Source organism: Parajatrophihabitans canadensis (assembly GCF_053764775.1).
Map to the genome: position 1 here is coordinate 4,142,273 of NZ_CM132445.1, position 24,635 is coordinate 4,166,907.

General features: G+C 63.5%; 22 protein-coding genes and 1 riboswitch. Of the genes, 9 read left to right on the forward strand and 13 right to left on the reverse strand.

The window, feature by feature from the left end:
* Nucleotides 1-4 precede the first annotated feature (4 nt).
* Complete coding sequence (locus ACSMXN_RS19955) at nucleotides 5-1,309, reverse strand: geranylgeranyl reductase family protein (protein WP_027139763.1); 1,305 nt, start codon at nucleotides 1,307-1,309, stop codon at nucleotides 5-7.
* 405 nt (nucleotides 1,310-1,714) lie between these two features.
* Here ACSMXN_RS19955 and bglX point away from each other — a divergent pair, with 405 nt between their 5' ends.
* The 3 genes from bglX (at nucleotide 1,715) to ACSMXN_RS19970 (ending at nucleotide 7,274) form a co-directional block, all read left to right on the forward strand.
* Nucleotides 1,715-4,006 (forward strand): beta-glucosidase BglX, encoded by a 2,292-nt coding sequence (bglX, locus tag ACSMXN_RS19960; RefSeq protein WP_196811385.1) that lies wholly within the window; start codon nucleotides 1,715-1,717, stop codon nucleotides 4,004-4,006.
* Nucleotides 4,007-4,240: 234 nt separating this feature from the next.
* Complete coding sequence (locus tag ACSMXN_RS19965; protein ID WP_051148982.1) at nucleotides 4,241-6,709, forward strand: amino acid permease; 2,469 nt, start codon at nucleotides 4,241-4,243, stop codon at nucleotides 6,707-6,709.
* A 49-nt stretch (nucleotides 6,710-6,758) separates the two neighbouring features.
* On the forward strand, nucleotides 6,759-7,274 hold the full coding sequence (locus tag ACSMXN_RS19970) for a flavin reductase family protein (protein WP_022914630.1): 516 nt from the start codon (nucleotides 6,759-6,761) through the stop codon (nucleotides 7,272-7,274).
* A gap of 6 nt (nucleotides 7,275-7,280) precedes the next feature.
* On the opposite strand, the gene ACSMXN_RS19975 is transcribed toward ACSMXN_RS19970, so the two are convergent.
* From ACSMXN_RS19975 to hppD, 3 genes are all read right to left on the reverse strand, one after another.
* Entirely contained in the window at nucleotides 7,281-8,468 is a 1,188-nt protein-coding gene (locus tag ACSMXN_RS19975; protein ID WP_022914629.1) for a cytochrome c oxidase assembly protein, read from the reverse strand.
* 117 nt (nucleotides 8,469-8,585) lie between these two features.
* Nucleotides 8,586-9,089, reverse strand: a complete 504-nt coding sequence (locus ACSMXN_RS19980) for an Lrp/AsnC family transcriptional regulator (protein WP_022914628.1) — start codon at nucleotides 9,087-9,089, stop codon at nucleotides 8,586-8,588.
* 41 nt (nucleotides 9,090-9,130) lie between these two features.
* Nucleotides 9,131-10,363, reverse strand: a complete 1,233-nt coding sequence (gene hppD, locus ACSMXN_RS19985) for a 4-hydroxyphenylpyruvate dioxygenase (protein WP_051148985.1) — start codon at nucleotides 10,361-10,363, stop codon at nucleotides 9,131-9,133.
* A gap of 412 nt (nucleotides 10,364-10,775) precedes the next feature.
* Between hppD and ACSMXN_RS19990 the strand changes: the two genes are divergently transcribed.
* Nucleotides 10,776-10,946, forward strand: a complete 171-nt coding sequence (locus ACSMXN_RS19990; protein ID WP_022914626.1) for an antitoxin — start codon at nucleotides 10,776-10,778, stop codon at nucleotides 10,944-10,946.
* Between the two features lie 107 nt (nucleotides 10,947-11,053).
* On the opposite strand, the gene ACSMXN_RS19995 is transcribed toward ACSMXN_RS19990, so the two are convergent.
* The 4 genes from ACSMXN_RS19995 to thiE are packed head-to-tail and all read right to left on the reverse strand — an operon-like array spanning nucleotide 11,054 to nucleotide 14,262.
* Nucleotides 11,054-11,692 carry a hypothetical protein gene (locus ACSMXN_RS19995; RefSeq protein ID WP_022914625.1) on the reverse strand — a complete coding sequence of 213 codons (639 nt, stop codon included), beginning with the start codon at nucleotides 11,690-11,692 and terminating at the stop codon, nucleotides 11,054-11,056.
* Nucleotides 11,693-11,726: 34 nt separating this feature from the next.
* Entirely contained in the window at nucleotides 11,727-12,587 is an 861-nt protein-coding gene (gene folP, locus ACSMXN_RS20000; RefSeq protein WP_022914624.1) for a dihydropteroate synthase, read from the reverse strand.
* Complete coding sequence (locus tag ACSMXN_RS20005) at nucleotides 12,587-13,594, reverse strand: glucosyl-3-phosphoglycerate synthase (RefSeq protein WP_022914623.1); 1,008 nt, start codon at nucleotides 13,592-13,594, stop codon at nucleotides 12,587-12,589. Before ACSMXN_RS20005 ends, folP begins: the two co-directional genes overlap by 1 nt.
* Entirely contained in the window at nucleotides 13,594-14,262 is a 669-nt protein-coding gene (gene thiE / locus ACSMXN_RS20010) for a thiamine phosphate synthase (protein ID WP_022914622.1), read from the reverse strand. The genes ACSMXN_RS20005 and thiE overlap by 1 nt, the downstream gene beginning before the upstream one ends.
* Nucleotides 14,263-14,351: 89 nt before the next feature.
* On the opposite strand from thiE, the gene thiO reads away from it, so the two are divergent.
* Genes thiO through thiG form a run of 3 tightly spaced genes read left to right on the forward strand, consistent with a single transcriptional unit; the run spans nucleotide 14,352 to nucleotide 16,500 of the window.
* Nucleotides 14,352-15,515, forward strand: coding sequence for a glycine oxidase ThiO (thiO, locus tag ACSMXN_RS20015; protein ID WP_022914621.1), 1,164 nt, complete (start codon nucleotides 14,352-14,354; stop codon nucleotides 15,513-15,515).
* Nucleotides 15,500-15,700, forward strand: coding sequence for a sulfur carrier protein ThiS (thiS, locus tag ACSMXN_RS20020; protein ID WP_022914620.1), 201 nt, complete (start codon nucleotides 15,500-15,502; stop codon nucleotides 15,698-15,700). Before thiO ends, thiS begins: the two co-directional genes overlap by 16 nt.
* Before the next feature lie 2 nt (nucleotides 15,701-15,702).
* A complete protein-coding gene (thiG, locus tag ACSMXN_RS20025; protein ID WP_022914619.1) occupies nucleotides 15,703-16,500 on the forward strand; it encodes a thiazole synthase in 798 nt (265 codons plus the stop codon).
* Between the two features lie 122 nt (nucleotides 16,501-16,622).
* On the opposite strand, the gene ACSMXN_RS20030 is transcribed toward thiG, so the two are convergent.
* Together ACSMXN_RS20030 and ACSMXN_RS20035 are read right to left on the reverse strand one after the other, a co-directional pair.
* The gene (locus tag ACSMXN_RS20030; protein ID WP_027139759.1) at nucleotides 16,623-17,399 is read right to left on the reverse strand and encodes an LLM class F420-dependent oxidoreductase; all 777 of its coding nucleotides are present in this window, start codon (nucleotides 17,397-17,399) and stop codon (nucleotides 16,623-16,625) included.
* Between the two features lie 64 nt (nucleotides 17,400-17,463).
* Nucleotides 17,464-18,867 carry a cytosine permease gene (locus ACSMXN_RS20035; protein ID WP_022914617.1) on the reverse strand — a complete coding sequence of 468 codons (1,404 nt, stop codon included), beginning with the start codon at nucleotides 18,865-18,867 and terminating at the stop codon, nucleotides 17,464-17,466.
* Nucleotides 18,864-19,008: riboswitch (TPP riboswitch) on the reverse strand. It overlaps the preceding gene by 4 nt.
* Nucleotides 19,009-19,030: 22 nt before the next feature.
* Here ACSMXN_RS20035 and thiD point away from each other — a divergent pair.
* Complete coding sequence (gene thiD / locus ACSMXN_RS20040) at nucleotides 19,031-19,900, forward strand: bifunctional hydroxymethylpyrimidine kinase/phosphomethylpyrimidine kinase (RefSeq protein WP_196811384.1); 870 nt, start codon at nucleotides 19,031-19,033, stop codon at nucleotides 19,898-19,900.
* On the opposite strand, the gene ACSMXN_RS20045 is transcribed toward thiD, so the two are convergent.
* Both ACSMXN_RS20045 and ACSMXN_RS20050 read right to left on the reverse strand, forming a co-directional pair.
* Nucleotides 19,872-20,783: an ROK family protein gene (locus ACSMXN_RS20045; protein ID WP_051148981.1), complete on the reverse strand. Its 912-nt coding sequence runs from the start codon at nucleotides 20,781-20,783 to the stop codon at nucleotides 19,872-19,874. The two genes, thiD and ACSMXN_RS20045, sit on opposite strands and share 29 nt — an antisense overlap.
* Nucleotides 20,784-20,788: 5 nt before the next feature.
* Nucleotides 20,789-22,171 carry a mycothione reductase gene (locus tag ACSMXN_RS20050; RefSeq protein WP_022914614.1) on the reverse strand — a complete coding sequence of 461 codons (1,383 nt, stop codon included), beginning with the start codon at nucleotides 22,169-22,171 and terminating at the stop codon, nucleotides 20,789-20,791.
* 99 nt (nucleotides 22,172-22,270) lie between these two features.
* On the opposite strand from ACSMXN_RS20050, the gene ACSMXN_RS20055 reads away from it, so the two are divergent.
* Nucleotides 22,271-23,305: a lysylphosphatidylglycerol synthase transmembrane domain-containing protein gene (locus ACSMXN_RS20055; RefSeq protein ID WP_022914613.1), complete on the forward strand. Its 1,035-nt coding sequence runs from the start codon at nucleotides 22,271-22,273 to the stop codon at nucleotides 23,303-23,305.
* A 36-nt stretch (nucleotides 23,306-23,341) separates the two neighbouring features.
* Here ACSMXN_RS20055 and ACSMXN_RS20060 read toward each other — a convergent pair whose 3' ends face one another.
* On the reverse strand, nucleotides 23,342-24,583 hold the full coding sequence (locus tag ACSMXN_RS20060) for a cytochrome P450 (protein ID WP_196811383.1): 1,242 nt from the start codon (nucleotides 24,581-24,583) through the stop codon (nucleotides 23,342-23,344).
* Nucleotides 24,584-24,635: the final 52 nt, after the last annotated feature.

Here is a 24,635-nt window from a genome sequence, read left to right on the forward strand (position 1 = left end):
TCGTTTACCTGAGCGCTGGCGTGATCTTGGTCAATGCGGTGATGATCCGGTCGCTCGCGTCGCCGTCATGCGGATCGCTCAAATTTGCAAGTAATTTCAGGACGAATTTCATGAGGCGCGGGTGAGGTAGGCCGTGCCGCGTGCAGGCCCGCATCACTGCGGGGTTTCCGATCAATTTCACGAATACACCGCCGAGCCGGTAGTAGGCCCCCCATTCAGCCGCCATCGCGAGTGGATAACCGCCGAGAGCACGTTCGCGGGACGGACCTTCCGGCCGGGCGAGCGCCTGGACGACGGCTTCGGCCGCGAACTTGCCCGACTCCATCGCGTACGGGATGCCCTCGCCGTTGAAGGGGTTGACCGAGCCGCCGGTGTCTCCGACGAGCAGCACGCCGTTCTCGTAGTGCGGCGTGCGATTGAATCCCATCGGCAAACCCGCACCCTGAGTGGTGCCAATGGCATTTTCTTCGCGAAAGCCCCATTCTTCGGGGGTGTTGTCGAGCCAGCGAGTGAGCAGCTCCCGGTAGTTCGTCTTCTGAAAGCCGGCGCTGGAGTTCAGGACGCCGAGGCCGACGTTCGAGGTGCCGTCTCCCATGCCGAAGATCCAGCCGTAACCGGGCAGCAGCTTTGCCTCATCTGCGCCAGGCGGTCCATCCCACAGTTCGAGCCAGGATTCCAGATAGTCATCGTTGGTGCGGGGGCTGTTGTAATAGCGGCGCACCGCTACGCCCATCGGCCGCTTGTCGTTGCGCTGATAGCCGAGAGACAGTGCAAACCGGCCGGAGACACCATCGCAGGCCAGCACAATCGGGGCCCGGTACGTGATTTCGGTCTTGTCGGTCTTGCTCGCTGCCGATCGGGACGTGGCTTGCACCCCGACGACTCGGCCCTGGCGGTTGATCACCGGCCCGGTCACGCTCGTTTGCTCGTGCAGCCGGGCGCCTGCCTTGACGGCCTGTCGGACCAGGAGGTGGTCGAGATCTGCCCGCGGGCGCACGAGTCCGTAGTTGGGGAAGGACGAGAGTTCCGGCCAGTCGAGCTCGAGCCGCAGGCCGCCGCCGACTACCCGCAGGCCCTTGTTGTGCAGCCAACCGGCTTCGGTGCTGACGTCAATCCCCATGTCGACCAGCGCGCGCGTTCCGCGTGGCGTCAGACCGTCACCGCACACCTTCTCGCGTGGAAAGGTGGTCTTCTCCAGGAGCAGGACGTCGAGACCTGCGGTCGCCAGCCAGTATGCGGCGGCCGACCCGGACGGCCCGGCGCCGATCACGATGACGTCGGCGTCGTACTTCGCGTCCTCTGGAACCATGCCGGGCGCCGCAGCGGTCGACCCCGCGACTGCGTTGTCAGCTACTGCTGTCATGTGGGAGGACCTCCTTACGGCAAATCTGGCGTCGGTTCTCGCTTACATCGTGACATCTCACAGCTCGTGAAAACTTTCACGAGCTCCGTCCTGCAGTGTAAGCCTCTGCTGTGCAGCCGTGCGCCGGTGGCACTAGGTGCCCGATTTATACCGACTTGGCGGCCGCCGGCGTAGGCAGTCGACGGGCTCGACCGGAGGATGGCTAAGCGGTGAGATCAGGTGCCTGCCGCCCGCTGGTCGAGCTCTATTTACATTTCCGTTACTGGTCCTTTACTGCCCCGGTGGCAGGTTCAGCGTGGGATGCCAGCCCTCAAAAACGCAGGCACGGCCTCCACCGATCAGGAGTCAATGATGACCGATCGCTCGATTTCACGCCGGAATGCCCTTGCTGGGCTTGGCGGCACGGCTGTTCTCGGTACCGCCTATTCGGCAGGTTTGCTGCATGCGCCAGCGGCTGGCGCGACACCGGCAACCCAAGCCCCGACAAACAAAAACACGGCTGCCAAGGTAGCCAACACCAGTTCGAAGAATTCGAAGGTTGAGCAGCGGGTATCGCAATTGCTCAAGCGGATGAGCCTTGCTGAGAAACTCGGCCAGCTGCAGCTGATCAATACCGAAGACTTGGCCAAACAATCGCTCGCGTCGACCACCCCGTGCGGCGGAGTGTTTTCTGTAGTTGGCGCAGCCAAACTGAACGCATTGCAAAAGCTCGCCGTCGAGAGCACGCGGTTGGGTATCCCGCTCATCTTCGGACTGGACGTCATCCACGGCTACACCACGAACTTCCCGATCCCACTGGGGCAGGCATCGAGCTTCGACCCTGCTGTCGCCACGACCGATGCGGTCGTGTCAGCAGCCGAAGCACGCCGCAGCGGCATCACCTGGACCTACTCGCCGATGATGGACGTGACACACGAGCCACGCTGGGGCCGGATCGCTGAAGGCGACGGAGAAGACCCTTATCTGGCAAGCCAAATGGCCGTAGCCAAGGTCAACGGCTATCAAGGCAAGGACTACTCGGCGAACGACAAGCTGGCTGCCTGCGCGAAACACTACGTCGCCTATGGCGGGGCGGAAGGTGGTCGCGACTACAACACTGTTGACGTCTCGATCCAAGAGTTGCACAACCACTACCTGCCGCCATTCAAGGCCGCGGTCGAAGCCGGCGTCGCCACCCTGATGACCTCGTTCAACACGGTCGCAGGCGTCCCAGCGCACGCGAACCAGTACACGGTGCGACAGATTCTCAAAGGTGCCTACGACTTCAACGGATTCGTCGTCAGCGATTACACGGGCATCCAGGAACTGATCATGCACGGTGTCGCGGGCAATGGCGCCGATGCCGCCGCGCTCGGAATCAATGCGGGCGTGGATATGGAGATGGTGTCGACGAACTATGTCGACAACGCTGTGCAGCTGCTTTCACAGGGGCGCATCAAGCAAGCTGAGATCGACGATGCCGTTCGCCGCATTCTTCGGATCAAGTTCTCGCTCGGCCTGTTCGAGAATCCCTACGTTGACGCCGCTGGCGAGGTCACCGCGGTTTCACCCGCGGCCCGCGCCCAGGCTCGCGCCGTTGGCAGCCGTTCGATGGTGTTGCTGAAGAATGACAATTCGCTGCTACCGCTGGCGAAAAATGCCAAGGTCGCTGTGATCGGACCGCTCGCCGCGGCGACTTTCGACCTGAACGGAACATGGTCAGGCCTCGGCACGGGGGCGGGTACGACACCACCGGTAACCGTCGTCGATGGCATCAAGGCTGCCGGTGCGACCGTCAGCTACGCGCTCGGCTGCGACATTGAATCCACCGATACCAGCGGATTCGCCGCGGCTGTGGCCGCCGCCAACGCGGCCGACGTGGTCGTCCTGGCTCTCGGAGAGAGCGCCGCCATGAGCGGTGAGGCCTCCGCCAGGAGCAACATCGATCTGCCCGGCGTGCAGGAAGGGCTGCTCGCGGCAATCGTCGCCACGAAGAAGCCGGTAGCGGTGGTGCTGTTCAATGGACGCCCGCTGACCCTGCAATCGACCCATGACACCGCGACCGCCATTCTCGAGGCCTGGGCCCCTGGTGTCGAAGCCGGCAACTCGGTGGCAGACATTCTGTTCGGCAAGGTCAACCCTGGCGGCAAGTTACCTGTTTCGTTCCCGCGCGCCGTCGGCCAGATCCCGATCTACTACAACCACCAGAACACCGGTCGGCCCGGAGATCCGAACAACAAGTACACGTCGAAGTACCTCGACCTGCCACTCGGCCCGCTTTACGACTTCGGCTTCGGGCTCAGCTACACAACGTTCACCATCAGCAACCTGCGGCTGAGTTCAACCCGGTTGAGTCACCGCGGTGGTCGGATCGTCGTGAAGGCCGATGTCCGCAATACCGGTGGCGTCGCGGGCGACGAGGTCGTGCAGCTCTACATCCACGATCCGGTCGCGAGCATCGCCCAGCCGGTCCGCAGACTGCGCGGCTTCAGCAGGGTCACGCTCAGCGCTGGTCAGACGAAGACGCTCACCTTCACCATCAGCACCGATGACGTCGGGTTCTATGACAACCAGGCCAAGTTCCTGGTTGAGACCGGCCAGATCGAGGTGTACGTCGGTAACAGCTCTGCCGCGGACCTGAAGGCCACCTTCAGCGTCGTCTAACCCCCCAAATTCCCCGAATCGTGTAACGCTCGGCACCCCATGGGTGCCGAGCGTTACACGATTCGGGGTGAGGCGTGAGGAAAACGTGAGCGAATGGCCGATCGACGCGAGGAGGTCGCCTGATTTGAGTCCGTCCCCAGGTACGCGGCCTAGCGTCAAACGGTCGCCCGACAGCTGAGCTGTCCCCCACTGTCACGGTGATTCCGGCCCGGATCCATTGACAGAAGGCAGCAGATGTCCCGCGCTATGTCCCTCATGTCCTCCGGGCAAGCCGAAGCACTCTCATCGCACCTTCCGGAACGGGTCGGCTACCGGCTGAAGCGGGCATTGCTCGGCCCGCCGCTGGTCACCGCGCAGCTCCACGACGAGAAGCTTTCCAAGAAGGCGGCACTCGGCGTCCTCTCCTCGGACTGCATCTCCTCATCGGCCTACGGCACCGAAGAGATGCTGATCGCGTTGCTCGCGGTCTTCGGACTCACCGGGTTCCACATCCTGCTGCCGATGACGGCGGTCGTCCTAGGCGTGTTGATCCTGATGACGCTGTCCTATCGGGAAGTCGTCATGGTCTACACCCGGGCGGGAGGCTCCTACGTCGTCGCGCGCGAGAATTTCGGGCCGAAGATTGCCCAGATCGCCTCGGTCGCCCTGCTGATCGACTACATCGTGACCGTTGCGGTCCAGGCGGCGGCCGGCACGGCCGCGATCACCTCTCTGGTGCCCGCGCTCGAGCCTTCGGCAAAGCCCATTGCCATCGGCGTTGTCCTGCTTCTGGCGTACGGCAACCTTCGAGGCATTCGAGAGGCAGGCAAGGCTTTCGCCTTTCCGACGTACTTCTTCGTAGCCTCTGCGGGTGCAGTGGTCATCGTGGGCATCGTTCGGGAGATCTTCGGCGACCTGCCGCGCTACGCCGTCAACCTGCCCGGACAGATCTCGGTGACGGACAAGGGCCATACCATCTTCTCCGCGGCCGCCATCTTCGTACTGCTCAAGGCGTTCGCCAATGGCGGCTCCTCGCTGACCGGGCTGGAGGCGATCTCCAACGGGGTGAGCGCCTTCAAGAGCCCGGCAGGCCGTAATGCCCGGCACACCCTGTCGATCATGAGCGTCCTGCTCGGCACGCTCGTCCTCGGTATCAGCTATCTGGCCTTCGAGACCCACGCGACGCCCTATGTCCATGGAAGTCCGACCGTGATCAGCCAGGTCACTCAGGCGGCTTTCGGGGATGCCTGGTACGGCCACTCGGCCTGGGTGATCGTCCAGATCGCCACTGCGCTGATCCTGATCACCGGCGCCAATACGCCATTCACCGGGTTCCCGTTTCTCGCCAGTTTCATCGCCGAGGACTCGTTCTTGCCGAGACAGTTGACTCGCCGTGGGCACCGGCTGGCCTTCAGCAACGGCATCATCGTCCTGACCGCCATCGCAGTAGCGCTGCTGGCCGTGGTCGGCGCGCACGTCGACAAGCTCGTTCCCTTCTATGCGATAGGGGTGTTCACCGGGTTCACGATGGCAGGTTTCGGGATGGCGCGTTATCACCATCGGCAACGCGAGCCTGGTTGGCGTCGCAAGTTGGCGATCAATTTCTCCGGCGGGCTGGTATCGCTGCTGATCGTCCTGATCTTTGCGGTCGTCAAGTTCACCGAAGGTGCCTGGCTGGTGGTGCTGCTGTTCCCGCTCGGCTGGCTTACCTTGATGCGGCTCAACACCCAGTACCGTGCCGAGGCCCGAGCCCTCAACGTCATCACCGCACAGGCTCCGCAGGCGGGCAAGGAGAAGGCGAAGAAAGACGGGGTGGGCGTCGCGGCTATCGGCGGCCACTATCCCCGGCACGTCGTGCTGGTTCTGGTCGATCGACTTGACCTGGCGGTCATCCGCGCTCTTCGGTACGCCGGCAGCCTGCGTCCGACCGACATCCGGGCCATTCATCTGATGGTTGACTCTGAAGAAGCGATGCTGCTGCAACAGGACTGGATCGAGCGAGGCCTCGGAGACCGAGTGCCCCTTGACCTGGTCGAGTGTCCTGATCGACGACTGGTGCGCGGTGCCTCGAAGGTCGCCTTACGCACCGTGATCCAGGAGCAGGCCGAAGTTACGGTGTTGCTCCCCCGACGGTCCTTCAGGCGCGTCTCTCAACGGCTGTTGCACGATCGCACCGCCGACAAGATTGCCTATGCAGTCAGCAGAATCCCCCATGTCGCCGCAACCATCGTTCCGTTCGACACCACCCTGTCGGACGCGCTCGAACGCCGCATCGGCGATCAGCAGCGTCAAGCGGCCAAGGACCCAGCCCTGATCGACGAGTCCGAGGACGCGCAGCCAACCGGCCACGCTCTCGCCGACCATCGCACGACGGCAGCTTCCGAACCACCGCTGGCTGAAGTGGACGCGGGCGGCATCACGCCGATCGGTTCAGCGCAGTGGAAACAACTGGTCACGATCCAGGGTCGTGTCAAGGTGCTTCAGGTCGGTACGACAGCGGGAAAGACCCTGGAAGCGCAGGTGTTCGACAGCACGGGCGGCGTTCGCCTGCTGTTCTTCGGAAGGACGCACATTCCCGGCGTCGTCCCCGGTGCCGTCATCCGCGCTACCGGGCGGGTGGGCGAATACAAGGGTCACCTTGCGTTGGCCAATCCCCGTTATGAGTTGGTCGATACCGAATCGCCGCAGCGGATCCCGGTTCCCACCTCCGTCGGAGCAACGTAGTGACCGGCCTTCGCGGCCGCCGCTGATCGCTTCAGGCCACAATGGCTGGGTGAGCATCCACAACGATCACCCGTTCAGGCCGCCTGAGGCCGAACGCAGTCCAGTCCGCCGGTTACGCGGTCGGCTGCCGTCGCCAGTGACCTTATGGACCTCGGGATCGGACGGGCAGCGAGCAGGTTTGACCGTGTCGTCCATGCTCATCGCGGACGGCGAACCCGGCTACATCCTCGGGGTGATCGATCCGCTTTCTGAGTTGTGGGACGAGCTTCGGCGCACGGGCAACGCGGTGGTGAACCTGCTGGCTTGGCCGCAGCGCCAGCTTGCGGATGCCTTCGGCTATACCGCACCGGCCCCCGGTGGTCCGTTCACACTCTCGGAATGGACGGAGACCGCGTGGGGCCCAGCGCTGGCCGATTCGACCGCATGGGCCGGCTGCACGTTGGTGCCGAACCCCCCGATCGAGCTCGGATGGGGTCTGGCAGTGTCGTTACAAATCGAGCACACGTCATTCGGCGAAGATCGTCAACCGCTCGTTCACCGGCGCGGGCAGTACTTCACGTTCTAAATCGCGTCACGGCTCTGAATTGATCTTGGTCAGCCACGCGTTGTAGGCGGTCAACCTGGCGTCCTCGTCGTCGAACGTCAGGTCGTCGGCGACCTCAGAGGTGTGCGCCGCGTCCATCCCGGTGCGCTCGGCGAAGGTCACTCGGCGGGCCTGCTCGATCCAGCCTGAATTGTCGCGCCGCTGCCGCGCCGGATCGTTCAACCAGCCGAGCACCATGATGATCATGATCGCCGCCATGATGCCGTCGCCGCCGAACCACATGATCGATCCGCCGGTGTGCGTATCTGCCAGCGGATTAACCGTCAGTCCGTTGACAACGGTCATCGAAACCGGCGTGTTGGACATCATGATGACGACGCCGACAAACGTGTCGACGGCCATCGACAGGGCGAGCATCAACCACCGCGCCGGCGTCGATAGCTGCCAGCGGCCAGGCGTGTCTCCGAGGACCAACAGGAAGAATTGACACCCGATGATGAGATAGACCAGATGCTCGATCTGACCGGCCCAGGGGTTGCTCATGATCGTGTCCATCAGGCCGGTCAGGTGACTGCCGACGATCACCACCGCGTAGCTGGCCAACGCGACCGGCGGTGCTGTAAACACCGTCCAGACGCGGCCGTGCAGTACCGACAGAAGCCAGTCGCGTCGGCTGGGTGTGCTGGCCTGCAACGCGAGTTCGATCGGTCGCCCAGTCATCAACAGGGCCGGCGCCACCATCACGAACGCCAAATGGCCGATCATGTGGGCTGAGAAGAGCGCCATGTCGTACACGCCCGGGCCACCACAGGTCGCATAGATGCAGATACCGAGACCGGCGAAGAAAGACACCGTCCGGCCGACGGGCCACGGTTGGCTTCGGCGAACTTTCACCAATCCGGTGAGGTACGCCGCGCCGAGCAGCACGACGAAGGCAACCGCGATCGAGTCCAGTTGCCACCGGGTCACCAACGCCCAACCGAGGAGCGGGCTGCTGACCCCGGCAGACCCCAACCGCAGGAGCGCACCCGCGGAGCCGTCGTGTTGCATGCCGACCATCTCGTGCCCCGAGGAGTCCCCGGGCAACGACAAGAACCTGACGACTGCCAGGACGAGGGCCAGAACGATTGCGAAGGCCACCAACCAGATCGTCCAATATGGGGCGCTCGACTCGCGGCGCTCACCGACATCGGTCGACGAGTTCGGCGAGGTCATCGGTACGCCTCCGATCGCAGGATTCTCAAACGCTGGCAGTTCGCCGTGAAGTATCTCTAGGTTACGGCGGTGCGACAGCTCACAAGACAGGAGGACCGCCCTGGTTCAAGTGGATCTCTAACGAAGTCCCGAGCGGGTAGCAGGCTTCACGTCAGCCGCCTCCAGCAACTCGACCGGGCGATGTTCGACCAGCCGAGTCAGAGCGACCACCGACGTAGATCGCGCGACGCCGGGTATCTGTGAGACCTCGATGAGAACGCGCTGTAGATCTTCATGAGATTCCGCGGCCAACCTGCAGTGAACGTCGCCGGGGCCGGTCGTCGCGTAAGCCTCGACCACGGACGGGATGGCGGCCATCGCCGCGGTGACCTCGTCCAACCGACCCTGCGCGATCTCCAGGGTTGCGAACGCCAGCACCGGGTAACCAGCGCGGGCAAGATCGATGTCGGGGCCGTAGCCGGTCACCACGCCGTCCTGCTCCAAGCGTTCCAGGCGCGCTTGGACAGTTGCGCGCGATACCTGCAACATCCGTGAGAGCTCGAGATAGCCGGCCCGGGGAGCAGATTTCAGCGTCGACAAGATCGCCACATCCAGCGCGTCCAGCTCTCTGCTCAGTGCCATCGATCCACCATCTCACGCCGGGGCGCGGTGTCGCCGACCCGTCAGAGGTTGCCGCGCTGGTCCTGCTCGCGTTCGATCGCTTCGAACAGCGCTTTGAAATTGCCTTTGCCGAAGCCCAGTGAACCGTGCCGTTCGATCATCTCGAAGAAGACGGTGGGACGATCGCCGATTGGCTTCGTGAAAATCTGCAGCAGGTAGCCGTCCTCGTCGCGGTCAACCAGAATGCCCCGCTTCTGCAACTCTGCGACCGGCACCCGGACCTCGCCGATGCGGGACCGCAATTCCGCGTCTTCGTAATAGGAGTCGGGCGTGGCCAGAAATTCCACGCCAGCTGCTCTCATGGCGTCGACGGAGGCGAGTATGTCGTTCGTGGCAAGAGCGAGGTGCTGCACGCCGGGCCCGCGGTAGAACTCCAGGAATTCGTCGATCTGGCTGCGCTTCTTGGCTATTGCCGGCTCGTTCAAGGGAAACTTGACTCGATGATTGCCGTTGGCAACGACCTTGCTCATCAGGGCCGAGTAGTCCGTCGCGATATCGTCGCCGACGAACTCGGCCATGTTCACAAAGCCCATCACCTGGTTGTAGAAGCCAACCCATTCGTCCATCTTGCCCAGCTCCACGTTGCCGACCACGTGGTCGAGGGCCTGAAAGATTCGCTTCGGCGAGCCCTGCGGACGCACGAGGCTCGAGCTTCTCGCGACATAGCCGGGCAGGTACGTGCCGCGGTAGCGGGAACGATCTACCAGCGTATGGCGGGTGTCGCCATAGGCCGCGAGGGCCGCCATTCGTACCGTCCCGTGTTCGTCGCTGACATCGTGTGGCTCGTCCAAGATCGTCGCGCCGGTCGCCCGGGCATGCGCGATGCATTTGTCCACGTCCGGCACCTCAAGGGCTATATCGACGACCCCATCGCCATGTTCGCGGTGATGTTCAAGAAGGGGGCTGTCGGGAGCAACACCGCCTGAGATCACGAAGCGGCAGGCTCCACTGGTCAGGACGAAGGACTTGTGGTCTCGGTTTCCGGTCTCAGGCCCGGAGTAGGCAACAAGTTGCATGCCGAAGGCGGCTTGATAGAACTGCGCGGTTTGCGTCGCGTTGCCGACCACGAAGACGACAGCATCCCACCCTGTGACGGGAAATGGATCGGTAGATTCGTCATAGCCGATCAGCCCGATCAGCTGCTGGAGTTGGGCCAGGCTCAGGTCCGCGGCGCGCTCCTCCGGAGTCAGCGAGACGTGACGGGCCGGCGAGTCGCTGAGTGTGTGGGTTTCCATCGTGTTGGCCATCGTCTTGCCTCCAGGTGCGGTAAACCGGGTCAAACCGTTCGTGCTCAGTGGCGGGCCACCCTTGTGCTCAGTGGCGGGCCACCCTTGTGCTCGGTGGCGGGCCACCCTTGTGCTCGGTGGCGGGCCACCCTTGTGCTCGGTGGCGGGCCACCGGTGCCTTGATATCGGCAGCATGGGCCGCATTGAGACGTTGGGCAACCTGTACAGCTCTAGCTGTCATTCTTGCGCAACCTGGCGGGTCTCTAGGGCCTGGGGCTCAGCTATTTGTACAGTCACGCCTGGTCGAACTAGGCATCGATGAGTTGCCTCATTCCGCTGACGCACGCCACGTTGGGGGCTACGCTCGAGCTTGGAAGGCCATACAAGCAGTCGACTACGACTAACACATACGGAGGCATAGATGGACCTCGACGGTCTCAAGGACAAGGCTATGGACCTCGTTCACGGGCACAAGGACAAGGTCGAAGACGGTGTTGAGAAGGCTTCGGACCTCGCCAAGGACAAGATCGGCCACGACGACCAGGTCGAGAAGGCCGAAGAATTCATCAAAGACAAGCTCAAGGACGTCTGACCCAAGACATCTGTCGCTCGGCGCGCTCTGCTGCCGAGCCGTTGATGCGATGATGCCCGATCACGCTGAGCGTGATCGGGCATCGGCGTCTATGGATAATCCTTTAGCTATGAGAACTGATAGCTGAGTACCGGGTACCAGACGCCGAAGGGATCGTTCTGATAGTGACTGGCAACGGCGGGCTGGTTGCCGGAGGTTGCCGATGTCTCGGCCAGTGCGCCCGCCATCACCTGCCAAGCTTGCACCCCGGCGGCTAACAGATCTTCGGCGAGCTGCAGGTCAGTCGCGGCGACGCTCGCCCAGTCACATAACTCCAGCGCCCCGGTGAGCGCGCTATCGAATCCTGCGGCGCGCTCGTCCAAATATCCAGGTGCTTTGAGGCCCCTGCGCGCCGAGCCGTCGGCCATGACCAGCAGGCCGATCCGTTCTGGGCGGCTGGCGATACCCCGTCCCGCAGAGTTGCAGTCCGATGATCCAGCAGCTATCGGGATGATGATCGGTTCGACAACGAGAGCACAGCCAGCCGTATTAAGTAAGGTCTGGCCGACCGTGACACTCAACGGGTTGCCGAACTCGCCAGGCCGCGCTGCGCCCACGATCACCACAAGCTCGGGGCCAGCAGCAAGCATCCGACTTATCGCGGTCAGGCAGGCGTGACGTAGCTCCTCCACCTCCGCCACTAGGCCGCCCGTCATTCCAGGGAAGAGCATCGGTGGGTTCGGCACCGAGGCCGCCGAGACGATCACGCGGGAACCCCAGTTCGCTCGATCCGCTCCTCGCTCACGCTAAGCCCCTGACTGCACGCTTTGGTGGATTCGTACCCCGGATCGCAGCCACCATGTCAAGCACCTGCCTGGTCTCGGCGATGTTATGCGCACGGAACACACTCGCTCCTTGCCAAGCGCAAACTGCAGTCGCCGACAGCGTGCCCAACAACCTCTGATCGAGCGGGAGGTCAAGCGCTTCACCGACAAAGTCCTTGTTCGAAAGGGAGACCAGAACCGGCCAGCCCGTTTCGACCATCTCAGTCAGCCTCCGAGTCGCCTCAAGCGAATGCCAGGTGTTCTTACCAAAATCGTGCCCGGGATCAATCATGATTCTCGATCGGTCGACGCCGAGGGATTCCGCACGCTCGGCCAGCGTGACCGTCCGCATCAGAATGTCGGCCATCACGTCGGGGTAGGCGATGCGATGCGGACGAGTGCGCGGAACGACACCGCCGGCATGCGTGCAGACCAAGGCCACATCGAATTCGGCCGCAACCTCGGCGAGCTTCGGATCATGACCGCCCCACGCGTCGTTCAGCAGATCGGCGCCGGCTTCGCAGACGGCTCGACCCACCTCATGGCGCCAGGTATCGACAGAAATCACGAGCGCTGGATAACGCTCACGGACGGCAGCCACAAAGTCGACCGTCCGACGAATCTCCTCCTCGGCATCGACCTCATCGCCGGGAGCGGCCTTTACCCCGCCGATGTCGACGATCTCGGCACCTTGCTCGACAACGAGTGCGACCCGTTCGAGTGCCTGGTCAAAGCCGTACGTCGCCCCACGGTCATAGAACGAATCGGGGGTGCGGTTGACAATCGCCATAATCAGCAAGGCATCGTCTGCATAGGAGTGCTCGCCCAGCTTGAGCATCACGCACCTCGCCTTGACCGGTAGCTCTCAAGCCTGCTGGCCGGTGGTCGTTCTGCCAGTGGAACTGGTCGGGCCCGCCAGAATCCCGGGGTGTCACGGTCGTACTGAAACAGCTCAGCCGACACCGGGCTGGGCCCAACCGGTGCTGGTGGCGGTGGACGGTTCATTCGTCTGGTCGCGGTCGACAAAATCTCCGTCGCCATCACGCCGAGATCGTGGACGTTCTGATGGCTGTGCCCGCGGCGGCCGAGGTCGACCTGGGCAACTGCGTCCAACCCGTGCCCCCACATCGTGTCGACCAAGGTCGCGAACTCGATTCCATACCCCACCGGAAACGGCAGTGACTCTGCGAGGCTGCGACGAATGGCCCATTCGCCAGCGAGTGGCTGCACAACACCGGCCAGCACAGGCCAGTGCAGGTTGATGAGCGGGCGGGCAACTAGTTCGGTGACTCGACCTCCCTGCGGAGCTGCCGTATCGCCGGCGTCGACAGCTCCGACCCCGATGGCGTCCGACCCGGAATCGAACAGCCGATCATAAAAGCCCTTTACCAAAAGCGTTTTCTCATCGAGCAGCATCGGTCCGAGCAAGCCGGTGACGAAGTGTGCGCCCCACTCGGTGAGGTCGGCATCGATGAAAGCCACAATGTCGCCGGAGGTCACGAACAACGAGCGCCACAATGCTTCGCCCTTACCCGGTAAGGTCGAAAGGCTGGTATCGATACTGCTGCTCGCGTACACCGTGGCTCCGGCAGCTGTCGCCAAGGCAGCAGTGTCGTCCGTCGAATCCGAGTCGATCACGACGAGTTCGTCGACCACACCGTTGCCCACGAGTGCCTCAGAAATGCGCGTGACAACGGTCGCCACCGTCGCAGCCTCGTTGCGGGCCGGGATCACTACACTCACGGTTGATCCGGTATGTGCCTTCGCAGCAAGGATATTCTCCACACTGAAGTCACTGGCGGCAAAAGTATGGGTGTCGAACCAACGACGAGCGGCCGGGTGCATCAGTGCGTCCCCGGCACTGCGGCAGTCGCGCTCGACGATGCGAGTTTGCCAGCGATACGCCGAGCAGCAGCACCAGGATCATCTGCCGACGTGATGGCCCTGACGACCACGATCCGTCTCGCGCCTGCTTCGAGCACTTGATCGAGGTTCGTCTCGTCAATCCCCCCGATGGCGAACCACGGCCGGACCGGGGCAGCCGCCGCCAGCCGTCGCACGGGGTCGAGGGTGGTATGCGGCCGACCCGGTTTGGTCGGGGTTGCCCACACCGGCCCGAGACAGTAGTAGTCGACCTCATCGCGCTCTGAGGCTGCGGTTGCCTCCGCGAGGCTGTGACTGCTGAGCCCGATGATCACATCATCGCCGACGATCTGGCGAGCCACTGTCGGTGCAAGATCACGCTGGCCCAGGTGCAGTATGTCTGCGCCTGCGGCGAACGCCACATCTGCTCGATCGTTGACCGCCAGCAGCTTGCCGTGCCTGCGGCAAGCATCAGCGAACACCTGCAACGCGTCGAGCTCGTCGGCCGCCTCGAGATGCTTTTCGCGGAGTTGCACGATATCGACCCCCGAAGTCAGGACCGCATCGAGAAAGTCACCGAGATCGCCCTGATCCCGACGGGAATCGGTGCACAGGTAGAGGCGCGCATCGTGCAGCGGAATCGGGCTCACACGTCCATCCAATCATCTCCACCTGAACGGCGCCGAGGCCGCTTCCAATCGCTGCGCAGCGGTCGAGATGCCTGCACTAGCCTTCTTACGTGCCCGTCGACACGCCAGATGTGATCGTTGTCGGCGGCGGCGTCATCGGACTGGCCGCCGCCTACCGAATGGCCGACTCGGGCGCCAAGACCGTGATCATCGACGCCAGCGGTGCCCGCGGATCGAGCTGGGCGGCCGCTGGCATGCTTGCTCCGATCAGCGAGGCGGTTTTCGGTGAAGAGAACCTGACGCGCCTCAATCTGGCCGCGGTCGCCGAGTTCGCCAGCTTTGCCGACGCGTTGGAGACCCGCACCGGCAAAGCTGTCGGCCTGCGCCGCGAGGGCACCCTGGCGCTCGCGCTGACTGCGGACGACCGGTCCGCCCTGGACCGGTTGACCGAATTCCGGGACGCACTGGGGCTCAAGAGTGAAGCCCTCTCCGGACGCGCTGCTCGCGCGCTGGAGCCATATCTGGCCGCCGATGTTCGCGGCGGCGTCCTGGCCGTCGACGATCTGTCGGTCGACAACCGCCGCTATCTCGACGCCCTGCAGCGGGCCGGTGAAATCGCCGGCGTCCGCACTGTCGCTGATCAGGTAACGGCCCTGCACCGCGAACGCGGCCGCGTGACCGGTGTCATCACCGCCGAGCATGGAAGGCTGCACGCGTCATCGGTAGTGCTCTGCACGGGCGCGATGACCGCCAAGCTTGTGGGCTGCCCGATCGAACCAGTCAAGGGACAGATCCTCCGACTGCACGTCCCAGCGCGGTTGACCGCCGCCGGCCCGGTTCTCACCCGCACGGTTCGAGGCATCGTCCGCGGCAGCGAGATCTATCTGGTGCCTCGATCCGACGGCGAGGTTGTCGTCGGCGCCACTCAAGAACATCAAGGATTCGACACCACGGTGACCGCCGGCGGAGTCTACGAACTGCTGCGCAACGCCTACGAACTCGTCCCGATCTCGTCCGAGTTCGAGTTCGTGGAAGCCTGCGCCGGTCTGCGTCCCGGTACTCCGGACAACGGGCCGTTGTTGGGATACGTCGAGGACGGGCTGATCGTCGCCTCGGGCCACTACCGCAACGGAGTCCTATTGTCGGCGATGACGGCCACCGCGGTGACTCAGCTGGTCGCCGGTGGCAGCGTTGCGGAAGAATGGAAACCGTTCCACCCCGATCGGTTCGCAACAACAACGCCAGCAGGGATTACCGAGTGCGCCTCACCGTGAACGGACAACCGCAACAGACCAACGGGCGGACGACGCTCGCCGAGCTGGTCACCGAGATCAGCGACCGGCAAACGGGCATCGCGGTAGCTCTGAACAGTGAGGTCGTGCCCCGCAGAAGCTGGCCCGAGACCGCGCTGAGGGACGGCGACCGGATCGACGTCGTCACCGCCGTGCAAGGCGGCTGATCATGAGCGGCACAGATTCTGACCACCCCGATCAGTTGGTGATCGCCGGGACGCCGTTCGGCTCCCGCCTCATCGTCGGGACGGGCGGCGCGCCGAGCCTTGAAGGGCTGGGACAGATTCTCGTCGAGTCCGGTACGGAGCTGACGACGGTTGCCATGCGCCGCGTTGATGCGGGATCGTCCGGCTCCGTGCTGGATGTGCTGCGCGAGGTCGGCGTGCAAGTGCTGCCGAACACCGCCGGTTGTCGCACGGCCGCCGAGGCCGTACTCACATCGAAGCTCGCCCGCGAGGCGCTGGAGACCAACTGGGTCAAGGTCGAAGTCGTCGCCGACGAGCGCACCTTGCTACCTGATGGCCTCGAACTCCTCGATGCCTGCGAACGCCTGGTTGACGATGGCTTCGTGGTGCTGCCGTACACCAACGACGATCCGGTGCTGGCCCGACGCCTGGAACAGGTGGGATGTTCGGCGGTGATGCCCGGCGGCTCGCCTATCGGGTCCGGCCTAGGAATACGCAATCCGCACAACATCGCACTCATCGTCGAACAGGCGGGGGTTCCGGTGGTGCTCGACGCGGGCATCGGGACAGCGAGCGATGTCGTACAGGCGATGGAGTTGGGCTGCGATGCCGTGCTCGTCGCGTCGGCGGTTACCCGGGCAGCGCAACCGCTGCTGATGGCCCGTTCGATGCGGCTCGCCGCCGAGGCCGGTCGAGCGGCCTACCTGGCAGGACGGATCCCGCGGCGCTGGTGGGCCGAAGCGTCCTCACCATACGAGGGCATGCTCGACGGCATGCTGTGACCTGCGCGCGGTTCGTCTACCAGCGACCTGCGAGGCTGGTATACCGCGAAGCCGCGATAGCGACCCGCACGTATACCAACCCCGCAGCTATACAACCTCGCAGGTATGTCAACGTCGCAAGATCAGAGGCTGTCGCGCCAATCGATCCAACGCTTCAGCTGACTGAGGTCATAGGTCGGGCCGCCGATACCGACGGTGAACAGAGTCGCACCGGCCTCGACCAGGGGCCCGCCCACCACAGCTGGATCGCCGTTCGGAGTGCCGACTGACCTCTCGATCTCGGACGGATCGCGGCCGACCTCGGCGCACCAATCGTCAAGGATCGCCGATTTCCGCTTGAACGTCTCCAGGTCGGCGAACGAGTGCCAAATGTCGGCATGCTTGGCGACCATCTTCAGCGTCTTCTTCTCGCCGCCCCCACCGATGAGCACCGGGATCTTGCGGGTCGGAGCCGGATTCAGCTTCGCCCAACGATTCTCGATGCGCGGCAACGCCTCCGCGAGATCGTCCAACCGCCCGCCCGCCGTGCCGAATTCGTAGCCGTACTCGTCGTAGTCCTTTTCAAACCAGCCTGACCCGATGCCGAAGATCAACCGGCCGTCACTGAGATGGTCGACAGTGCGGGCCATGTCAGCCAACAGTTCCGGGTTGCGGTAGCTGTTGCAGCTCACCAGGGCGCCGATTTCGACCCGGCTGGTCTGTTCGGCCCAGGCACCAAGCATCGTCCAGCACTCGAAATGCTTACCTTCAGGCTCGCCGTACAGCGGATAGAAGTGATCCCAGTTGAACGCCACGTCGACGCCGAGGTCCTCGGCTTCGGTGACCGCGCGCCGGATGACTGCGTAGTCAGCGTGCTGGGGTTGGAGTTGGACACCAATACGTATGGGATGAGTCGTCACAAATTCGACGCTACGCCATTTTCGATTGCGCTCAGTTGTCGGCTTCAACTCAGAGCGCCGACCGTCATTGCGCGACGGCTTGATCGGCCGGTTCACGCAATGCAGCGAAGGGGATCGCAATGAGCAGTGCGATCACGAACGAGGTCACCGACGCCGACAGCCAGGTGTGGCCGGCGGTGTGCAGATGCGTACTGAGGCTGGTCCAAAAATTCGACCAATGATCAAGGCTGCCCGGATTGATCAGCTGATATACGACGAAGCCGACTGCCCAGGCCGCCAGCATCGCCGGCCTCGTCGGCGCCGCATCGGAGAGGTCCAGGCGCTCGCCCCGGGTTCGGATCCACACCGCGACCAGCAGGCCGGACATCGGCACGAATACCCCACCGATCAGATAGAGAAAATTGGCATAATCGCTGATGTCGATGGTCATTGCCAACGCGGTCACGATGACCCCCAGGCCAATCGTGAGAACGCGCCGATCCAGCTTGGGCCGCAGGTTCTGGATGCTCATCGCCGTCGAGTACACGTTCGCGAAGCTCTGATCGGTCTCGCGAATGACCAGTATTGAAAAAGCGATAGTCCCCAGTGGCAACCCGATGAACAAGTCGAAGATCTTGTCGCCGTCCTGCGAGACTTGGGCGAGTGCGATCAGCCCGATGACCAGGCAAGCGATCTGGGTCAAGCCGTAGCCGATGAAGCCACCAGCAAAGGCCGACCCAGCGTCCTTCGAATGACGCGAATAGTCGGCCCCGAGCGGCACCCACGAAATAGTCAGTGCGACTGCGGAATCGACCGCCAACCAGAATCCCGAGTACGAACCAGCCAAGTGCGGCACGGGATCACGCAGCAGGCCCACCACCAGCACGATCAACGCCAGGACGACCAGCAGCGAAACGTATTTGCGCAATGAGCGAATCCAGCCGAGCGGCCAGATCGTCAGGGCGGTGGTGACGAGCCCGGCTGCCAGCAGGCAGAGCCAGCGAGGGATGCTCTCGTGAGTCAACGCTTGCAGTCCGGTGGTGATGACCACGAGCTCGAACACCGCCCACCCGACGCACTGCGCGATGTTGAGGATGGTCGGGACGATCGAGGCGCGCGCCCCGAGCACGCCGCGCAAGATCACCATGGCCGGCGCGCCCGTCTTGGCCCCGAGCACCAATGTCGTCCCGAGGATCAAGCCGCCGATGGCCGAGCCGACCACGGCCGCCAGCACAGCGCCGCCGAGACTGAGCGGGGCGGCATTGGTTGGCGCCAGAATCGCGAGTGCGCCTGAGAACCCAAGCAGGCTGACGCCGAGGTTGCCCCAGAAACCGAATTGGTCGAACAATCCGAGGGTGCGGGGCACATCTTCGGTGAGTGTCACCGGAGCCTCGACATGGGCGACGGACGACGAGTTCGACCCGCCTCCCCACCGGCGATGGTCGCCGGAATTGTTCGGTGCCGGGTTGGGCCGTGTACTTGTGGACATCGCAGACCACCTCTCCCTTCGCCGGTATTAGCCGGATCAGGTTCAAGCGGTCGGCGGCCCGATCTCACTGTCGCCAGGACGCGCGCCAGTGAGCACAGCCACCCTCTCAGCCCATTTCGACGGGCTCCCGCGGGGACATCTGCCAGGTTAGTACGGTTCTCTCATGCCTGATACGCCGACCCAGCAAGCAGACCGAATGTCTGATGAGCCGTGGACCCAACCCGGCAGCCAAGTCCCGGCCTCCGCGTTGACCATCGCGTCGTCTGACTCTGGCGGCGGGGCCGGCATCCAGGCGGACCTGAAAGCCTTTGCCCGCTGCGGAGTTCACGGCACATCGGCCATCGTCGCGCTGACCGCCCAGAACACGGTTGGTGTTACCGCGATCCACGAGTGCCCGCCGGAATTCGTCACGGCCCAGATCCAAGCCGTATTGGAAGACCTCGCACCTGCGGCTATCAAGACCGGGATGCTGTTCTCGGCGCCGATCATCGCGGCGGTCGCAGCCGTTCTGCAGGACTTCGCCCGTACCGAACCCGCAGTTCCGCTCGTGGTCGATCCCGTCATGTTGGCCTCGTCGGGCGCTCGCCTGCTCAGGGAGGATGCCGTCGAGGCGTTGGTCGGCCAGATCTTTCCGCTCGCCACGGTCATAACGCCCAACCTCATGGAGGCACAGGAACTAACCGGCCTGGACACGGAGGATCGCGCCGAACTCAGCGAAGCTCTCGTCGCGATGGGTGCGCGCGGCGCGTTGGTAACCGGTGGGCACGGCCAGAGCGCGATCGATCATCTCTTTGACGGTAAAGATCATTTCGAGTTTGCGGTTACGAGATATGACATTGCGGCCACGCACGGGGCTGGCTGCACTCATTCTGCAGTGCTGGCCGCCTGTCTGGCCCGCGGGCAGAGTCTGACCGAGGCCGCCAAGCATGCGTCGGAACTCGCCAGCGAAGCCGTGCTGCACGGGCTGGCCGGTATCGGCGCCGGCGATGGCCCCGTCGACATCCTCAATGTGCGGGCAGCGAGGCCCGACTAGCGCAGCTATATGCCGTTCCCGCCAGCGCGGATCGATCGGCATCTGCCGTCAACCGCAACGGTATCGGCGTCGAGCGGGCCAGCCCTCGGCGAAACGGCGGTTCGATGAGGTCCCACGACTTGCTGATCGAACCACCCACAACGACCACTTCTGCGCCGAAGCCGTCCAGCCAGGGTCCGAGAACTGTGCCGAGTACCTCGAAGGCCGAATCGAAGATGTCGCGGGCGAGCGCATCACCGGCACGAGCGCGATCAGCAATCTCACGCACGTCAATTTCGTCGGCTATGGGGACGGCGGCCCCATGTCGAGTGACGCTGGCGGCCTCCGCATACCTTCGTCTGATCGCCCGGCGCGACACCCAGTCTTCCAGCGGTAGACCATCGTGATTCAGCAGGTGCGCTTCGCCGTCGGGTGGTACCTCGGCTCCTGAATCGATGATGACGCCATCGGCGAGAAAGGCCGAGCCGATGCCGCTGCCCAGTGTGATCGCCGCGCTGCGCCGGCTGCCCCGCGCTGCACCGATCAGCCATTCCCCGAGGAGAAAAGCGCTGGCATCATTGATGAAACTGATCGCTCCCGGCGAGCCGACGTCCGCCGTCGCCCGGGTCAGGGCGCTTCGTACGTCGACGCCGTGCAATCCTTCGAATTTACCGACACCGTTATAGGCAGCGACCCCGGAGGCGTAGTCGAATGGCCCTGGCATGGCGATGCCCCACGGCACCCCAGCCGGCGCCACCAGCTCCGCCGCTGCCGCAGCGAACTCAGCGATGAGGGTTTCGGCAGTCGCGGCAGCGTCAATCTCTCGACGGTGCGATGCGGTGATCTGCCAGCTGTCCGGCTGCACCCAGGCTGCGGTTACGTGGGTACCGCCAACCTCGAGCACCGGAATCAATGCATATCCAGCTTGATCAACGCGTTCTCGACTACCTCCATCAGCGCAGGGTGAATCCAGTATTGGCCACGAGCCAGATCGACAACCCGCTGACCGAACGACATTGCCTGAATCAGCGGCTGGATCAGATTCGAGGCCTGATAGCCTATGATGTGGGCTCCCAACAGCAGACCAGTGCCGGGATCGGCAATCAGCTTCGCGATACCCGTCGTATCTTCCATCGCCCAGCCATAGGCCGTGTCGCCGTAACGTTGGGTCGCCGTGCGGTGAAAGAGGCCGCGGGCCAACGCTTCTTCTTCAGACAGGCCTACGGTCGCTACCTGCGGCCGGGTGAAGACCGCCGATGGCACGAATCGATGGTCGAACTTCTGCAGATCGTCGGGATGGGTCAGGTTGTGCGCCACAACGCGCGCCTCGTGATTTGCCACGTGTTTGAGCTGATATTCCGAAGACACATCGCCGACAGACCAGATGCCCGCGACGCTCGTGCGGCCATACTCGTCGACTTTCACCCGCCCATCGGAATGCAATGTCACTCCGGCGACTTCGACGCCGAGATCCTCGGTGTTCGGTACCCGACCGGTCGCCACCAGTAGCACATCACCGGAAACCTCGGAGCCGTCAGCGAGCTGTAGTCGAATCTCCCCCACGTCGCCGCGAGCGCCCGTCACGGACGCATTGAGCCGTACCTGCCACTGCTGAACAGCCTGTGCGGTAAAAGCTGAAGCGATTTCGGAGTCCAGGTGCCGAAGCAGTTTCTCACCTCGGGCGACAATCGTGACCTGGCTGCCGAGGGCCGAAAAGATATGGGCAAACTCCATCGCGATGAAGCCGCCACCGACGATGACCAGGTGCTCAGGCAGCTTCTCGAGCCGCATGATCGTGTCCGAGGTCTGGTACGACACCCCGGAGGCCACGATCTCCTCAGGAATGAAGGTGTGACCGCCGGCGGCGATGACGATCTGCTCAGCCGTAAAGCTGTCTCCGGTCGAAACCTCGATCGAGTTCGTCCCGGTCAACCGGCCATGCCCGAGAAACGCCTCGGTGTTGGGGCTGTGTCTGCGATATTCGAGACCACCGGCCGAGATCGGGTCGATTCTGTTGAAGACTCGATCGCGGATGTCGGGCCAGCGAGACCCCTCGAAGACCCCGTCCACGCCGTAGCGGGACGATTCCCTGATCGTCTCGGCCACATCAGCGGCGTAGACGTACATCTTCGTGGGAATGCACCCGACGTTCAGGCACGTACCACCGAAGATCCCTTGCTCGATGATGGCCACCCGCTTTTCTTGGTAATCGGGGGTCACCAATGAGTTACCTGAGCCGGATCCAATGATCGCCAGGTCGAAATCGAAGTCTGGATTGTGAAGGTCGGCCACCCACTCAGCCTACTGTCGTAGCTGGGCCTCGGCCGCCCGCTGCCCTCGCCGAACCCATTACTGTTTAGTTATGCCACGATTCGCCTGGTCGGGGGCCCCGTGAGTCAAGCGCGACGCGGCCTCAACTGGGTGCCTTTGCGGCAGGTGGTCAAACCTGCCATCGGCATCCTGGCAATCTTGCTCGTCGTCGAATATGTCCTGATGCCGCAGATCGCGGGCGCTCGCAAGACGATCCATCTGCTGTCGGGCATCAACATCTGGTGGCTGATAACGGGGCTGCTGGCCGAAGTCGCGTCGCTACTCGCCTACTCGCGCTTGAGTCAGCGCATGTTGCGATGGGCACCGCTGTCGTATCCGCGGATGCTGCAGATCGACATGAGCACGCTGGCGGTAAGCCACGTCGTGCCGGCCGGCGCGCTGGTCGGCGTCGGACTCGGCTACCGCCTGCTCGTGCGCGCTGGCGTCCCCTCGAGTCGGGTCGTCACTGGCAAGACCTTGCAGACGGTGGGCTCGGCCGTGGTTCTGAACCTAATCCTGGGCATCGGACTGATCGCTGCGCTGGCCCTGCACGGTGGCGATGCCCTGTATGGGCAGGTCGCGGCTGTTGGAGTCCTGCTCATGCTGCTCGTCACGATCGCGACAGTGCTCATCCTGCGCCGCGAACGCCGAATGACTGACCTGGTCACCCGACTGCTGGCGCGACTGCCCCACGTTGACCCCGACTCGGGTCGCCGCCTCATCGAATCCCTGGCGTCCACCCTTCGTTTGCTGGGTACCGATCGGGCGTTTCTCCGGCAGACCTTGCTATGGGCGTCCTCGAATTGGCTGCTCGACGCGCTCGCGCTGTGGTGCTCAGTGCGCGCTTTCGGCCACTCCCTCGGCCCGGTTGGGCTCATCGTCGCCTACGGTCTGGCGAACGTGGCCGCAGCGCTACCATTGACGCCGGGTGGGCTGGGCATTGTCGAAGGAATCCTCGTCCCCACGCTGGTCGCCTTTCAAACCACGCGCGGTATCGCGATCCTCGGCGTGCTCACCTGGCGCCTGTTCAGTTTCTGGCTGCCGATCCCGATCGGGCTGGCTTGCTATGCACCGCTGGCGACCCATCACGACAAGTCAGAACCCCGAATCGTGTAACGCTCGGCATCCCTACGGTGCCGAGCGTTACACGATTCAGGAAGAGGGCTTGGACCAGGTCAGCGGAAGGTGCTTCAGGGCGAACATTCCCATCGGGTTGTAATCGAGCGGGCGATCCAGCGGGGGCACCGCGAAGTCTGGCACGCGATCCAGCCAGGTCTTGATCGCGATCGCCAGTTCCCGACGGGCCAGATGGGAGCCGACGCAACGGTGCAGACCGCCGCCGAAGGCGAAATGCGGGTTCTGCGCACGTCGGAAGTCGACCTCCATCGGACGGTCATAGACCTCGCTGTCCCGGTTGGCGAGAATGTAGAGCTGCAGGATCTCATCGCCGCGCTTCATCTCGACGCCGCCGAGCGTGGTGTCCTGACGTACCGTCCGCGGCGAGTTCACCCAGGCGTGCCAGCGCAACAACTCCTCGACTGCGCTCGGGATGAGCTCGGGATCATCGATGAGTTCCTGCTTCTTGTCGGGGTGCTCGGCCAGGTAACGGAACGAATGCGAGAGCCCGCTACTGACCGTGTCCAGCCCGGCGATGAACAACAGCCAGGCCATGTCCTGAATGTCCTCGTCCGGTACCGGGCTGCCGTCGTCGAAGGTCAGCGTGGCGAGTTTCGAGATCAAGCCCTCGTCCGGATTACGACGCTTCTCAGCGATCATCTCCGAATTCATGGCCTCGATTCGCTTGCCTGCATCGACCCGGTCCTGCAGGTCGACACTGTGAAAGAACGTGTCTTCCCAGGTCAGGAACTGCTCCGCTCGATCGAGCGGGTAGCCCATCAGTGACATGAACACGGTGCCGGGCAAGATCGCCGCGAAATCGCGCGCGAAGTCGCACTCACCGCGGTCGATGACCGAGTCGAGCAGCCGGTTCGCGGTTTCTTCGATGCCGTGTTCGAGACGACGGATCGATCCGGGCGAGAAAAGCGGTGTCAGCAACAGGCGATACTTGCGGTTGTCCGGCGGGTCGAGCTCCAATGGCACCATGCGACGCGGCATCGCCATGTTGCCCTGGCCATATCCCATGGTCGTCGTGAAGTAGTCGCTGTCTGACAGGGTGCGGCGAATATCCTCCGCGCGGCTGACGTACCAGGTCCCGCGACCGAAGACGGAGAGTGGGCTGTAGAAGATCGGCGGTGCCTCCGTCCGAACCTTCTCGTAGGCCGCGTACGGATCGGTCTCGAAACCCTCGGCGTAGACCTGTTCGAACGGATAGACGAGCTCGGGCGGTACGTGATCTGGCACGGGCCACAGTTGGGGCTCAGGCATCGCAGTCATCGACAGGACTCCTTTTACCGGCATCGGATGCTCGACTGGGACGGCAGTCGAG

Bases quoted from the DNA above. Each gene is read 5' to 3' on its own strand.
- ACSMXN_RS19955 (WP_027139763.1), bottom strand. From the start codon at position 1,309: ATGGTTCCAGAGGACGCGAAGTACGACGCCGACGTCATCGTGATCGGC.
- bglX (WP_196811385.1), top strand. From the start codon at position 1,715: ATGACCGATCGCTCGATTTCACGCCGGAATGCCCTTGCTGGGCTTGGC.
- ACSMXN_RS19965 (WP_051148982.1), top strand. From the start codon at position 4,241: ATGTCCCGCGCTATGTCCCTCATGTCCTCCGGGCAAGCCGAAGCACTC.
- ACSMXN_RS19975 (WP_022914629.1), bottom strand. From the start codon at position 8,468: ATGACCTCGCCGAACTCGTCGACCGATGTCGGTGAGCGCCGCGAGTCG.
- ACSMXN_RS19980 (WP_022914628.1), bottom strand. From the start codon at position 9,089: ATGGCACTGAGCAGAGAGCTGGACGCGCTGGATGTGGCGATCTTGTCG.
- hppD (WP_051148985.1), bottom strand. From the start codon at position 10,363: ATGGAAACCCACACACTCAGCGACTCGCCGGCCCGTCACGTCTCGCTG.
- ACSMXN_RS19990 (WP_022914626.1), top strand. From the start codon at position 10,776: ATGGACCTCGACGGTCTCAAGGACAAGGCTATGGACCTCGTTCACGGG.
- folP (WP_022914624.1), bottom strand. From the start codon at position 12,587: ATGCTCAAGCTGGGCGAGCACTCCTATGCAGACGATGCCTTGCTGATT.
- ACSMXN_RS20005 (WP_022914623.1), bottom strand. From the start codon at position 13,594: ATGCACCCGGCCGCTCGTCGTTGGTTCGACACCCATACTTTTGCCGCC.
- thiG (WP_022914619.1), top strand. From the start codon at position 15,703: ATGAGCGGCACAGATTCTGACCACCCCGATCAGTTGGTGATCGCCGGG.
- ACSMXN_RS20035 (WP_022914617.1), bottom strand. From the start codon at position 18,867: ATGTCCACAAGTACACGGCCCAACCCGGCACCGAACAATTCCGGCGAC.
- thiD (WP_196811384.1), top strand. From the start codon at position 19,031: ATGCCTGATACGCCGACCCAGCAAGCAGACCGAATGTCTGATGAGCCG.
- ACSMXN_RS20060 (WP_196811383.1), bottom strand. From the start codon at position 24,583: ATGACTGCGATGCCTGAGCCCCAACTGTGGCCCGTGCCAGATCACGTA.